Origin of the sequence: Streptomyces tendae (assembly GCF_008632955.1) — a bacterium.
In the GTDB taxonomy this organism is placed as follows: Bacteria; Actinomycetota; Actinomycetes; order Streptomycetales; family Streptomycetaceae; genus Streptomyces.
The window spans coordinates 6832257-6845563 of record NZ_CP043959.1; the positions used below are offsets into that span (position 1 = coordinate 6832257).

The window sequence follows — 13307 nt, forward strand, 5'->3', positions numbered from 1 at the left end:
GTCGTGCGGGCATATGCGGGACAATGGCCGGGTGACCTCAGCGATCCGAGAGCCCGAGTCCCTGGCCGCCACCACCCCACCGCGGCTCATCGCCACCGACCTCGACGGCACCTTGCTGCGCGACGACAAGTCGGTGTCCCCGCGGACCGTCGCCGCGCTGGCGGCCGCCGAGGAGGCGGGCGTCGAGGTCTTCTTCGTGACCGGCCGCCCCGCCCGCTGGATGGACGTGGTCAGCGACCATGTGCACGGACACGGTCTCGCCATCTGCGGCAACGGCGCGGCCGTCGTCGACCTGCACGGCGGCCCCGGCGCGCACCGCTTCGTCAAGGTGCGCGAGCTGCCCCGCGGCAACGCGCTGGACGCGGTGCGCCTGCTGCGTGATGCCGCCCCGGGCACGGTGTACGCCGTCGAGCAGACCTTCGGCTTCCACCAGGAGCCGGCGTACCCGAAGCTGCACATGGAGGTCCCGGACAACCTGGCGCCCGCCGAGGAGCTGCTGGGCCCGGATGCCCCCGCCGCCGGCGAACCGGTGCTCAAGATCCTCGCCTACCACCCCGAGCTCGACCCCGACGCGTTTCTCACGCTGGCCCGGCTCGCCATCGGCGAGCGCGCCACCGTCACCCGCTCCAGCCCCAGCGCCCTGTTGGAGATCAGCGGCCCCGGCGTCTCCAAGGCCAGCACCCTCGCGCTGTGCTGCGCCGAACGCGGCATCTCGCACGAGGAGGTCGTCGCCTTCGGGGACATGCCGAACGACGTCGAGATGCTGACCTGGGCGGGCCGCTCCTACGCGATGGGCAACGCCCACCCGGACGTGCTCGCCGCCGCCTCGGGACGCACCGTCGCCAACAACGACGACGGCGTGGCCGTGGTGATCGAGCAGCTGCTGAACGAGCGGAGGTAGCGGCCGGCGCCGGGACCGTACCCCGGCCCCGGCCGGCCGTTCAGAGGGGCACCCCGCGCCCCGACAGCCACTGCACGGGGTCCACGGCGGACCCCATCTCCGGAGTGACCCGCACCTCGAAGTGCAGGTGCGGGCCCGTGGAGTTGCCGCTGGTGCCGGACTGGCCGATCCACTGCCCGGGTGACACCCGGTCCCCCTGGTCCACGGCGACGGCGGCCAGATGCGCGTACTGGGTGTAGTAGCCGCCCGCGTGCTCGACCACGATCTCGATGCCGAAGGCGCCGCCGCAGGACACCTTCACCACCCTGCCGTCGCCCACGGCGCGCACCGGCGTCCCGATCGGCACCGCGAAGTCCTGCCCGGTGTGCCGCTTCGCCCAGCGCGCGCCGCCGCTGCCGTAGGAGGCGGACAGCTCGTAGGTCTCCACCGGAGCCACCCACCGGGTGGTGAACCCTGTCGGCGGCTGGTCGAGCCGGACGGCGCCGCGGCAGGCGCCCGCCGCCACGGAGGCGTCCGCCTCACCCTGGAGCCGCCACCGCGCCGTCTCCAGCTTCTGCTCGATGTCCTGCTTCAAGGTGGCGAGTTCCTCGTTGCGTTCCTCCAGCTTCTTCCACGCCGCCGCGGCCTCCGCCTCGTCCCGTGCCAGTTCGGCCTCGGCCTTCCGGCTGCGTTCGAGCGCCTGGTCCAGCGTCGTCTCCGCCTGCTGGACGACGCGCTGACCGCGCATCATCTGGTCGGGGTCGTCCGCGAGGAGCATGTGCGCGGTGAGCGGCAGCCCGCCGCCGTCCCGGTACTGGGAGCGGGCGATCCGGCCCAGGTCCTCGTGGAGTGCTGCCGTCTCCCGTCGTTCACCGTCGAGCCGCTCCTCCAGTTCCTGCGCCCTGGCGCGCTGCTTCTCGGCCTCCTCCCGTCCGGCCTCGTACTGTTCGGTGGCCTTCGCCGCCTCTTCGTACAGCCGCGCCACCTCGCCGCTGACGGAGGAGGATCCGTGTCCGGGTGCGTGGTCACCGTCGGCGGGCCGGGCCGCGAGCACGGCGAGCGCGCAGAACAGCACGGCGACGAGCAGCGGACGGCGGCGGGTGAGACGCATGACTGTGATCCTGGCCCCGCCCCGGGGCGAGAGGCTCGTTCACGTCGTACACATGGGGGAGGACACACCCCCGGACGGATGCTTCGACGACTTCCCGGGCGTCCTGAGTCGCTGACGGCACGTCAACCTGCCACCTCGACAACCGCTCTTGAGAATCGAACTGGGGGTCAGACACTCCTCAGATCGGGTGCCTGATACCCGTGTGCCTGCGGAGGCCCGAGTGGCTCGGTGATTCTTGTAGCGCGCAAGCAACGGGCTGCAGACCGAGGGCTTGTGCATGTCCCCCGCGCGCTTCGGCGCGTGGAGCGTGCGTAGTCCCACGCACGCGATGCACACACAGGAGGATCTGCCATGAACGTTCTGACCGAGCTGCTCGCCGGTGTCGTCCACCTCGTGGGCTGGCTCGTCTGACGTGTCGGAGGGGGCCGTCCCGACGCACCGTCGGGACGGCCCCCTCCTGCGTGTGCGAGCGCCGGCTACGACGTCGCCACCAGTGCTCCCGCCGCCTCCTCCCGCAGTGCCATGTCTCGCAACGGCCCCTCGGCGGAGACGAGTTCCGCGTACGTCCCGCGCTGCGCCACCCGTCCGCCGTCCAGCACGATCACCTCGTCCACCGCCTCCAGGCCGGCCAGCCGGTGGGTGACGAGCACCGTCGTGCGGCCCTCGGTGGCGGCCAGCAGGTCGGCGGTGAGGGCGTCGGCGGTCGGCAGGTCGAGGTGCTCGGCGGGCTCGTCCAGGACCAGCACGGGGAAGTCGGCGAGCAGGGCCCTCGCCAGGGCGAGCCGCTGCCGCTGGCCGCCGGAGAGCCGGGCGCCGTGCTCGCCGACGAGCGTGTCCAGCCCGTCGGGCAGCCCGTCGACCCACTCCAGCAGCCGGGCCCGGCGGAGGGCGTCGCGAAGCTCGTGCTCGGTCGCGCCCTTCCTGGCCAGCAGCAGGTTCTCCCGGACGGAGCTGTTGAACAGGTGCGCGTCCTGCGCGCACAGACCGACCAGCCGCCGCACGTCGTCCCCGTCCAGGGCGTACGCGTCCACACCCGCGAGCGTGTAGCTGCCGGCGGCCGGGTCCAGGAACCGCAGCAGCACCTGGGCCAGCGTGGTCTTGCCGGACCCGGAGGGACCCACCACCGCGACGCGGCGCCCCCGCTCCAGCGTCAGGTCCAGCCCCGCGAGCGCGTCCCGGTCCTGCCCGGGATGGCGGGCCGAGAGCCCCTTGAGACTGAGCGGGAACGGTGACGCGGGGGCCTGCCGGGGCGTGGCGGGCTCACGCACCGGCGCCGGGGCGTCCAGGACCTCGTACACGCGCTCGGCGCTGCGGCGCACCCGCTGCCGGTACCGCACGGCGAGCGGCATCCCGAGAACCGCCTCGAACGCGGCCAGCGGGGTGAGGACCACCACCGCCAGGGCCACACCGTCGAGCCGGCCGGACGCCACGCCCTGCACCCCGACGAGGGCGGCGGCCGCCACGGTCAGACCGGAGATCAGCGCGGTGAGCCCGTCACCGAGCCCGGTGGCGGCGGCGGACCGCGAGGCGATGCGGGTGAGGATGCCGTCGGCCCCGCGGGTCTCGGCGGACCGCGCGGACAGGGCGCCGGCGACGGTCAGCTCGGGGGTGCCGGTGAGCAGGTCGGTGACCCGGGTGGCGAGAACGCCGCGAGCCGGTGCCAGCCTGCGCTCGGTGTGCCGGGCGACGGCAGCGGTGAGCAAGGGGACACCGACGCCCGCCGCCAGCAGCCCGGCCGCGAGCACCGCACCGGCCTCGGGCAGCAGCCACGCGGTGAAGCCGACAGACAGGGCGGAAACCGCGACGGCGGCACCGGCCGGCAGCAGCCAGCGCAGCCAGTAGTCCTGGAGCGCGTCCACGTCGGAGACCAGCCGGGTCAGCAGATCGCCCCGGCGGGTACCGCGCAGGCCGGCGGGCGCCAGCCGCTCCAGCCGCCGGTACACCGCGACCCGGGTGTCCGCCAGCATGCGCAGGACGGCGTCGTGGGACACCAGCCGCTCGGCGTACCGAAACACGGCCCGGCCGATACCGAAGGCCCGCGTCGCGGTGACGGCCATCATCAGGTAGAGCACGGGCGGCTGTTCCGAGGCCCGGGAGATGAGCCATCCGGACGTCGCCATGAGCCCGACGGCGCTGCCCAGGGCGAGCGTGCCGAGGAACAGCGCGAGCGTGATCCGCCCCCGCCGGGCGCCGGACAGGGCCCGGACCCGAGTGAGTACGCGGCTCCCGGAGGCGTCTTGCGGCAAGGGGTCGTTCCCCGTCGGGTGGGGTGCCCGAGCGGGGCTGTGCTGCGACGCCGGGTCGACGCCCGGCCGGCCGTCGCCCGCCGGTGCGTGCTCCATGGCGACCCCCACCGCGGCGGTGCCCGCCACGGCACCGGCCGTCGTGGGCTCAGACTCGTCGGGAGCCTCTGCGGCATCGGGTGCCGTCAGCCGGACCACCCGGTCCGCGACCGCGAGCAGCGCCGGCCGGTGCACGACCAGCAGTACCGTCCGGCCGGCCGTCAGCCTCCGCACGGCGGCCACGACCTCGGCCTCCGTGGCACCGTCCAGGGCGGCCGTCGGCTCGTCGAGCAGCAGCACCGGCCGGTCCGCGAGGAACGCCCGTGCCAGCGCGAGGCGCTGCCGTTGTCCGGCGGAGAGTCCCGTGCCGTCCTCGCCCAGCACGGTGCCGGCCCCGTCGGGCAGGGCGTTCACGAAGTCCAGCGCGCCCGCGTCCCGCAGGGCCCGCCGCACCGCGTCGTCGTCCGCGTCGGGACGGGCCAGCCGTACGTTCTCGGCGATCGTCCCGGCGTACAGATGCGGCCGTTGCGGCACCCAGGCGATGTGGCGGTGCCACTCGGCGAGGTCGAGTCCGGTGAAATCGGCGCCGCCGACCCTCACCCGTCCCGCGTCGGGGCGGACGAAGCCCAGCAGTACGTTCAGCAGGGTCGACTTGCCGGCTCCGCTCGGCCCGACGAGGGCGACCGTCTCGCCGGGGGCGACGGTGAAGGACACGTCCGTCACGGCGTCCGTGCGCCGGCCGGGGTACCGGACCGTCACGTTCTCGAAGGAGACGGCGCCCTGCGGCACCGCGCCCTTCCCGGCGGCAGGGAGGGGTGTCTCCAGCACCGTGAAGATCTCCTCGGCCGCCCCGAGCCCCTCGGCCGCCGCGTGGTACTGGGCCCCGACCTGGCGCAGCGGCAGATACGCCTCCGGCGCCAGGATGAGGATGAGCAGACCGGTGTACAGGTCCAGCTCGCCGTACACAAGGCGCATGCCGATGGTCACGGCGACCAGCGCCACCGAGAGGGTGGCGAGCAGTTCCAGCGCGAACGACGAGATGAAGGCGATCCGCAGTGTCCGCAGGGTCGCCCGCCGGTACTCGTCGGTGATCCTGCGGATCGACTCGGCCTGGGCCTTGGCCCGGCCGAACACCTTCAGCGTGGGCAGCCCGGCGACGACGTCCAGGAAGTGCCCGGACAGGCGGGACAACAGCACCCACTGACGGTCCATCCGGTTCTGCGTGGCCCAGCCGATCAGCACCATGAAGACGGGGATGAGCGGCAGGGTGCCCACGATGATCGCCGCCGAGACCCACTCCTCGGTGACGATCCGCGCCAGGACGGCCGCCGGCACGACCACCGCGAGCCCCAGCTGGGGCAGGTAGCGCGAGAAGTAGCCGTCGAGGGCGTCGACGCCCCGGGTCGCCAGGGTGACCAGTGACCCGGTGCGCTGCCCGTCCAGCCACCCCGGCCCCAGCGCCGTGGCCCGCTCCAGCAGCCGTCCCCGCAGCTCCGACTTCACGGCGGCGCTCGCCCGGTGCGCGGCACGTTCGGTCAGCCAGCCGGCCAGCCCGCGGCCGGCCGCGACCGCGACGAGCAGCAGCAGCGGTGTGCGCAGCTCACCGACGGACCGGCCGTCCTGGAAGGAGCCGACCACGATCTCGGCGATGAGCATGGCCTGGGCGACGACCAGCCCCGCTCCGACGGCCCCGAGGCCGATGACCACGGCGAGGAAGCCCCGGGTGGCACGCGCGTACCGGACAAGGCGAGGGTCGATTGGTTTCACGTGAAACACACCTCAGTGCACAGGATCGGCGATGTGCTGGGTGCCGATCCGCTTGCGGAAGACCCAGTAGGTCCAGCCCTGGTAGACCAGCACCAGCGGTGTGGCGATGACCGCAAGCCAGGTCATGATCTTCAGGGTGTAGGGGCTGGAGGAGGCGTTGGTGACGGTCAGGCTCCACTCCGCGTCCAGCGTGGACGGCATGACGTTCGGGAAGAGCGTCAGGAAGAGCATGGCCACCGCGGCCACGATGGTGACGCCGGACAGGGTGAACGACCATCCCTCGCGTCCCGCCTGATTGGCCACCAGGGCAGCGATCAGCGAGGCGACCGCCACGACCAGGGCGATCAGGCTCGCACCGTCCCCGTTGTCGGCCTGCGTCCACAGCATGAAGACCAGGGCCAGCGCGGCGGTGACGAGTCCCACGCGCAGGGCCAGCTTCCGTGCCCTCTCCCGGATGTCCCCGACCGTCTTGAGGGCCGTGAACACCGTGCCGTGGAAGGTGAACAGGGTCAGCGTGACCAGACCGCCCAGCAGGGCGTACGGGTTGAGCAGGTCCCAGACGCTGCCCACGTACTCGAACTCGGCGTCGATCTTGACCCCGCGCACGATGTTTCCGAAGGCGACGCCCCACAGGAACGCCGGGAGCAGCGAGGTCCAGAAGATCGCCGTCTCCCAGTTGCGCTGCCAGTTCTCCTCGGGCCGCTTCGCCCGGTACTCGAAGGCGACACCCCGGACGATCAGGCAGATCAGGATGACCAGCAGCGGCAGGTAGAAGCCGGAGAAGAGGGTGGCGTACCACTCGGGGAAGGCCGCGAAGGTCGCGCCGCCGGCCGTGAGCAGCCAGACCTCGTTGCCGTCCCACACGGGCCCGATGGTGTTGATGAGTACCCGCTTCTCGGCCCGGTCGCGGGCCAGCAGCCTGGTCAGGACACCGACCCCGAAGTCGAAGCCCTCCAGGAAGAAATAGCCGGTCCACAGGACGGCGATCAGGACGAACCAGACGTCGTGCAGTTCCATGACAGTGCAGCTCCCTCGGCCTAGTACGAGAAGGCCATCGGCTTGTCGGCGTCACGGACGTCGCCGCCGAGCTTCGTGGGCGGGTTGAGGTCGGAGTCGCTGAGCTCGGGCGGCCCCGCCTTGACGTACTTGACGAGCAGCCTGACCTCGATGACGGCCAGGACGGCGTAGAGCAGGGTGAAGGCGGTCATCGAGGTGATGACCTCGGCCTGGGACACGCCGGGGGAGACCGCGTCCTCGGTCCGCATCACGCCGTAGACGACCCAGGGCTGCCGGCCCATCTCGGTGAAGATCCAGCCCCAGGCGTTCGCGATCAGCGGGAAGGCCATCGTCCACACCGCCGCCAGCCAGTAGAGCCGGGTGAGCCGGGAGCCCAGGGGCTTCTTCAGCAGCACCAGGTGCGGGACCTCGTTCTCCCCGGTCCGGTACGCGGCCGGCAGCAGGAACTTCTTCCGGGTCAGCCACAGCCCCAGCAGGCCCACCGAGAAGGAGGCCATGCCGAACCCGATCATCCAGCGGAAGCCCCAGTAGGCGACGGGCACGATGGGCTTGTAGTCACCGGGTCCGAACTTCTCCTGGAGTTCCTTGTTCGTGTCGTTGATGCCGGGCACGTACGACTCGAAGTCGCTGTGGGCGAGGAAGGACAGCAGGCCGGGAATCTCCAGGGCGACCTCGTTGTGCCCCTTGTCGACGTCGCCGTAGGCGAAGACGGAGAAGGGCGCCGGCTCCTCGCCGTCCCAGAGGGCCTCGGCGGCGGCCATCTTCATCGGCTGCTGCTCGTACATGACCTTGCCGAGGGTGTCGCCGCTGATCGCGGTGAGCAGCCCGCCGACCGCCAGGGTGACGAGGCCGAGCCGCAGCGAGGTGCGCATCACCGGGATGTGCTTCTTGCGCATCAGGTGGAAGGCCGCGATGCCCACCATGAAGGCGCCGCCGGTGAGGAAGGCCGCCGAGAAGCTGTGGAAGACCTGGTTGAGCGTGGTGTTCTGGGTGAGTACCAGCCAGAAGTCGGTGAGCTCGGCGCGGCCCTTCTCCCCGTTGATCCGGTAGCCGACCGGATGCTGCATCCAGGAGTTGGCCGCGAGGATGAAGTACGCCGACAGCAGCGTGCCGATCGAGACCATCCAGATGCAGGCCAGGTGGATCTTCTTCGGCAGACGGTCCCAGCCGAAGATCCACAGGCCGATGAAGGTGGACTCGAAGAAGAAGGCGATCAGCGCCTCGAATGCGAGCGGGGCACCGAAGACGTCCCCGACGAACCGTGAGTAGTCGGACCAGTTCATGCCGAACTGGAACTCCTGCACGATGCCGGTGACGACACCCATCGCGATGTTGATCAGGAACAGCTTGCCCCAGAACTTCGTCGCCCTGAGGTACTTCTCCTTCTCCGTCCGCACCCAGGCGGTCTGCAGCCCCGCGACGAGGGCGGCGAGCGAGATCGTCAGGGGAACGAAGAGGAAGTGGTAGACGGTGGTGATACCGAACTGCCATCGCGCCAGGGTCTCCGGCGCCAGAGCCAGATCCACGTCGTCGCTCCTTACTTCGCCGTGGTGCAGCAGTCGCGCGACCTCCGTCACGCCCGGTCATCTCGGGAGAAACGGGTGCGCTTGTGAACGCGTTCACATTCACAAGCAATTATGACCTACTGCTTTTCCGACCCGGAAGGGGGGTGCCGTGTGACGTCAACCCCCTTCGGCGGACGGCCCCGGACACGCGAAGGCGGCCGGTGGATGACCGCCGGCCGCCCAGGAACCGCAGGGACTCTCAGCCCTCCTGGCGGAAGTCCCCCGCCACCTTGAGGAAGATGTCGTTCCCCTCCGTCTCGCCGACGGTGACCCGCACGCCCTCGCCGGGGAACGGCCGGACCACCACACCCGCCTGCTCGCACGCCTGCGCGAACGGCACGGTGCGCTCCCCCAGCCGCAGCCACACGAAGTTGGCCTGGGACTCGGGCACCGTCCAGCCCTGGGAGCGCAGCCCGTCCATCACCCGGTTGCGCTCGCAGACCAGGGAGCCGACCCGCCCGATCAGCTCGTCCTCGGCCCGCAGTGAGGCGATCGCCGCGTCCTGGGCGATCTGGCTGACACCGAACGGCACCGCCGTCTTGCGCAGCGCGGCGGCCACCGGCTCGTGGGCGATGGCGAAACCGACGCGCAGCCCGGCGAGGCCGTAGGCCTTGGAGAAGGTCCGCAGCACGCAGACGTTGGGCCGCTCCCGGTAGATCTCCAAGCCGTCCGGCACCTCGGGGTCCCGGATGAACTCGCGGTAGGCCTCGTCCAGCACCACCAGGACGTCACCGGGCACCCGGTCGAGGAACCGCTCCAGCTCGGCCCGATGCACCACCGTGCCGGTCGGGTTGTTGGGGTTGCAGACGAAGATCAGCCGGGTCCGGTCGGTGATCGCGTCGGCCATCGCCTCCAGATCGTGCACGTCACCCGAGGTCAGCGGCACCTTCACGGAGGTGGCACCGCTGATCTGCGTGATGATCGGGTACGCCTCGAAGGAGCGCCAGGCGTAGATCACCTCGTCGCCGGGGCCCGAGGTGGCCTGCAGCAGCTGCTGGGCGACGCCGACCGAACCGGTGCCCGTGGCCACGTGCGACACCGGCACCGCGAAACGCTCGGCGATCTCCGCCGTCAGGGCGGTGCACGCCATGTCCGGGTAGCGGTTGAAGACGGCGGCCGCGGCCGTCACGGTCTCCATCACGCCGGGGAGGGGCGGGTAGGGGTTCTCGTTGGAGGACAGCTTGTACGCCACCGGCCCGTCGGCCGCGGCGGGCTTGCCCGGCTTGTAGGTGGGGATCCCCTCCAGCTCGGCGCGCAGCTTGGGGCTCGTCTCGCTCACCGCAGTCCTCCTCGCGAAGACCGGCGGCCCATGACCGCCGCCGACATCCAATACTCCTCACCTTATGAGGATTCGGCGCCGCTGCGTATAGGGGAGAGGGCAGCTCCCGCTTTCCCGTCCGTCACAGTGACAACACAGGCAACATCCCCCGAACGGGTACGAACGGCGTGCGGCCCAGGGGCGCGCCGCACATATATCTACGCGCCGGTGGTTCACGCCGTGGCGCGCATCACCCGTGCAGGTGAGTTGAGACCTCTTCGCAACATCGCACCCTCGCCAGGCGCGCATGCACAGACACGTCAGGGACTGGCATTGGAACGTTCAACACCCATTGTTTCGCAGGCAATTGAGGTTAAATGATCATGCAGAAACGTGCCTGTCAACGCGTGCATATGCGTCCGCCCTACCCCACCGGATGAGCCCTACTATCGGCTCGCCATGACAGCAGCAGGGAAGCACCAGGTGAGCCGCGCGGAAACCTCACGCCGAGGCAGCCGGCCGGGTCGAGCGGGCATCAGGGACGTGGCCGCCGCCGCCGGAGTGTCCATCACAACCGTCTCCGACGCCCTCAACGGCAAGGGCCGGCTCCCGGACGCCACCCGGCGCCACGTCCGCGAGGTGGCCGACAGACTGGGGTACCGCCCCTCGGCCGCCGCCCGTACGCTCCGCACCGGGAAGTCAGGACTCATCGGCCTGACCGTGACGACGTACGGGGATGAACCTTTCACCTTCACGGAGTTCGCGTACTTCGCCGAGATGGCGAGGGCCGCCACCTCCGCCGCACTCGCCCGCGGCTACGCCCTCGTCATCCTGCCCGCGACCTCCCGCCACGACGTGTGGTCCAACGTCGCCCTGGACGGCACGGTCGTCATCGACCCCTCCGACCACGACCCGGTCGTCAGTGAGCTGGTCCGCCAGGGCTTACCCGTCGTCTCCGACGGCCGCCCGGCCGGTTCGCTGCCGGTCACGGCCTGGGTCGACAACGACCACGAGGCCGCCGTCCTCGGCATCCTCGACCACCTCGCCGACGCCGGCGCCCGCCGCATCGGCCTGCTCACCGGCACCACCACCGACACGTACACCCACCTGTCGACCACCGCGTACCTGCGCTGGTGCGAGCGCGTGGGCCAGGACCCGGTGTACGAGGCCTACCCGGCGCACGACCCCTGCGCGGGCGCCGTCGCCGCCGACCGGCTGCTCGCCCGGCCCGACCGCCCCGACGCGGTCTACGGGCTGTTCGACCCCAACGGCACCGACCTGCTCGCCGCGGCCCGGCGCTACGGCCTGCGCGTGCCGGAGGACCTGCTCCTCGTCTGCTGCAGCGAGTCCACCGTCTACGCGAACACCGAACCGCCCGTCACGACGCTCTCCCTGAAACCTCGGCGGATCGGCACCGCGGTGGTGCAACTGCTGATCGACGCCATCGAGGGGGTCGACTCCGACCAGCCGGTCGAGCAGGTCATACCGACAGAGCTGATCGTGCGCACCTCCTCGCAGCGCCGGCCGCCGCGTACGACGGTCAGCCCTCCGCGGTCCCCTCGGGGGGCGTGAGCACCCGGGGGCGCGACGGGAGGGTGACCAGGGGTGGAGCCCCGCTTCCGGAGGGGTGAGGCGAGGCGGCCCCCCGGCCCGCCCGAGGGTTCCCGGGGAAGGAACGGACCGAGGCCACCAGGGGGAGGCGGTCCGGTCACCAGAGGGGGACGCGCGCGGCGAGGACGACCGGAAGGCGGAACGGGGGATGGCAACGGAGGGCCGTCGTGGAGCGGAACGGGGCGATCGTGCGGGCACGGACCGCTGGAGCCGCCGGGGGCCGGACGGCGGAGGCCGGGTCACGGGACAGCCGGCGGTCGCGGGACACCGGCGGTCGCGGGACGGCCGGAAGCTGAGGGGCCGAGGGTCGAGGGCCCTGGGCCGGTGGCCGGCGCATGCGCATGCGCATGCGCATGCGGGAACAGGATGATCGGATGATCACAGGATGGCCGGATCAGGCGGTCACGCTGAGGGCCGAGCGCCGGTACGGACCCGCCTCCGGACGACCGGAGACCGGAGCAAACGGGGCGAAAGCCACGGCGAACCGGAGTCCTGTTCTGATTCACCACCCCTGGGTCATCACACAGCGCGATCCGCATTCCTATGATGGGCCCACGACACCGCGGGCCGCTGCGACCAGGCAGTCCGACGCGGTGCAGATGCGGCGCGATGGTGGAGGGGTCGATGACTCAGGGGGCCGGTCAGGGACCCGAGGTGGAGCGGACGGCGACGTTGCGCGACTTCCGGGTGCCCGCGTACGTCCACGAGACCGGTCCGTACGCCCAGAGCACGCACCCCGGCGACGTCGTCCCACCGGCCGACGAGGCCTATCCGGAGGGGTACACGCCCACCCAGCGGGATCTCCCCGTCATCAATCGGGGTGACACTGTCCAGGTGACCGTCGACCCCGTGCCCGCTCCCGCCCCGCAGCCCGCCAACGGCAAGGGCCCGCTGTACGTGGTCGGTGACGTCCACGGCTATCTGGACGAGCTGGTGGCCGCCCTGCAGGAGCAGGGCCTCATCGACTCCGCGGGCCAGTGGTGCGCCGGCACCGCGCGGCTGTGGTTCCTCGGCGACTTCACCGACCGCGGCCCGGACGGCATCGGCGTCATCGACCTGGTGATGCGGCTGTCCGCCGAGGCCGCAGCGGCCGGCGGCTACTGCAAGGCCCTCATGGGCAACCACGAGCTGCTGCTGCTCGGCGCCAAGCGGTTCGGCGACACACCGGTCAACTCCGGCGCGGGCACCGCCACCTTCCAGGCGGCCTGGCTGCTCAACGGCGGGCAGAAGACCGACATGGACCGCCTCCAGGACCACCACCTCGCGTGGATGGCGCGCCTCGACGCCGTCGAGGAGGTCGACGGTCACCTGCTGCTGCACTCCGACACCACCGCCTACCTCGACTACGGCCGATCCATCGAAGAGGTCAACGACACGATCCGCGAGACCCTCACCCGCAACGACGCCGACGAGGTCTGGGACCTGTTCCGCAAGTTCACCAAGCGGTTCTCCTTCCGTGACGAGGGCGGCGCCGAAGCGGTGCGCTCCCTGCTGGATACGTACGGCGGCACCCGGGTCGTTCACGGCCACAGCCCGATCCCGTATCTGCTGGGCGAAGTCGGCTCCGAGGACGGCGAGGACGACAACGGCCCCGTGGTGGCCGAACCTCACGTGTACGCCGACGGTCTGGCCATCGCGATGGACGGCGGCGTGACGATGGCCGGGAAACTGCTGGTCCGGCAACTGCCGCTGCCCGTTTAAGGGGTGCGCGGGCCATTCTCCGGCGGCCCGTGACCGCACGCCGGGGACGGCAATTTCGGTAAACCCCCTGTCACCGCGCGCCGTCACCGCTCTACCATCGGCTTATCCGTAGCAG

Annotated in this window: 8 protein-coding genes; 3 read left to right on the plus strand and 5 right to left on the minus strand. The window is 71.3% G+C overall.

What is annotated here, in order from left to right; translation table 11 throughout:
- The first annotated feature begins 13 nt into the window (after window positions 1-13).
- The gene (locus tag F3L20_RS31370) at window positions 14-901 is read left to right on the plus strand and encodes an HAD hydrolase family protein (RefSeq protein ID WP_167534646.1); all 888 of its coding nucleotides are present in this window, start codon (window positions 14-16) and stop codon (window positions 899-901) included.
- A gap of 40 nt (window positions 902-941) precedes the next feature.
- Here the strand turns inward: F3L20_RS31370 and F3L20_RS31375 are convergent, their stop codons facing one another.
- The 5 genes from F3L20_RS31375 to hisC all read right to left on the minus strand — a co-directional run bounded on the left by F3L20_RS31375 (window position 942) and on the right by hisC (window position 9901).
- Window positions 942-1991, minus strand: a complete 1050-nt coding sequence (locus tag F3L20_RS31375) for a M23 family metallopeptidase (protein ID WP_150157124.1) — start codon at window positions 1989-1991, stop codon at window positions 942-944.
- A 476-nt stretch (window positions 1992-2467) separates the two neighbouring features.
- Window positions 2468-6040 carry a thiol reductant ABC exporter subunit CydD gene (gene cydD / locus F3L20_RS31380; protein WP_150157125.1) on the minus strand — a complete coding sequence of 1191 codons (3573 nt, stop codon included), beginning with the start codon at window positions 6038-6040 and terminating at the stop codon, window positions 2468-2470.
- A gap of 12 nt (window positions 6041-6052) precedes the next feature.
- On the minus strand, window positions 6053-7057 hold the full coding sequence (gene cydB / locus F3L20_RS31385) for a cytochrome d ubiquinol oxidase subunit II (protein WP_150157126.1): 1005 nt from the start codon (window positions 7055-7057) through the stop codon (window positions 6053-6055).
- Between the two features lie 20 nt (window positions 7058-7077).
- Window positions 7078-8583 (minus strand): cytochrome ubiquinol oxidase subunit I, encoded by a 1506-nt coding sequence (locus F3L20_RS31390; protein WP_150157127.1) that lies wholly within the window; start codon window positions 8581-8583, stop codon window positions 7078-7080.
- Between the two features lie 238 nt (window positions 8584-8821).
- Window positions 8822-9901 carry a histidinol-phosphate transaminase gene (gene hisC, locus F3L20_RS31395; RefSeq protein WP_150157128.1) on the minus strand — a complete coding sequence of 360 codons (1080 nt, stop codon included), beginning with the start codon at window positions 9899-9901 and terminating at the stop codon, window positions 8822-8824.
- Between the two features lie 438 nt (window positions 9902-10339).
- Between hisC and F3L20_RS31400 the strand changes: the two genes are divergently transcribed.
- Together F3L20_RS31400 and F3L20_RS31405 are read left to right on the plus strand one after the other, a co-directional pair.
- Entirely contained in the window at window positions 10340-11452 is a 1113-nt protein-coding gene (locus F3L20_RS31400) for a LacI family DNA-binding transcriptional regulator (protein WP_145829476.1), read from the plus strand.
- 648 nt (window positions 11453-12100) lie between these two features.
- Window positions 12101-13192, plus strand: coding sequence for a metallophosphoesterase (locus tag F3L20_RS31405; RefSeq protein WP_150157129.1), 1092 nt, complete (start codon window positions 12101-12103; stop codon window positions 13190-13192).
- Window positions 13193-13307 lie beyond the last annotated feature (115 nt).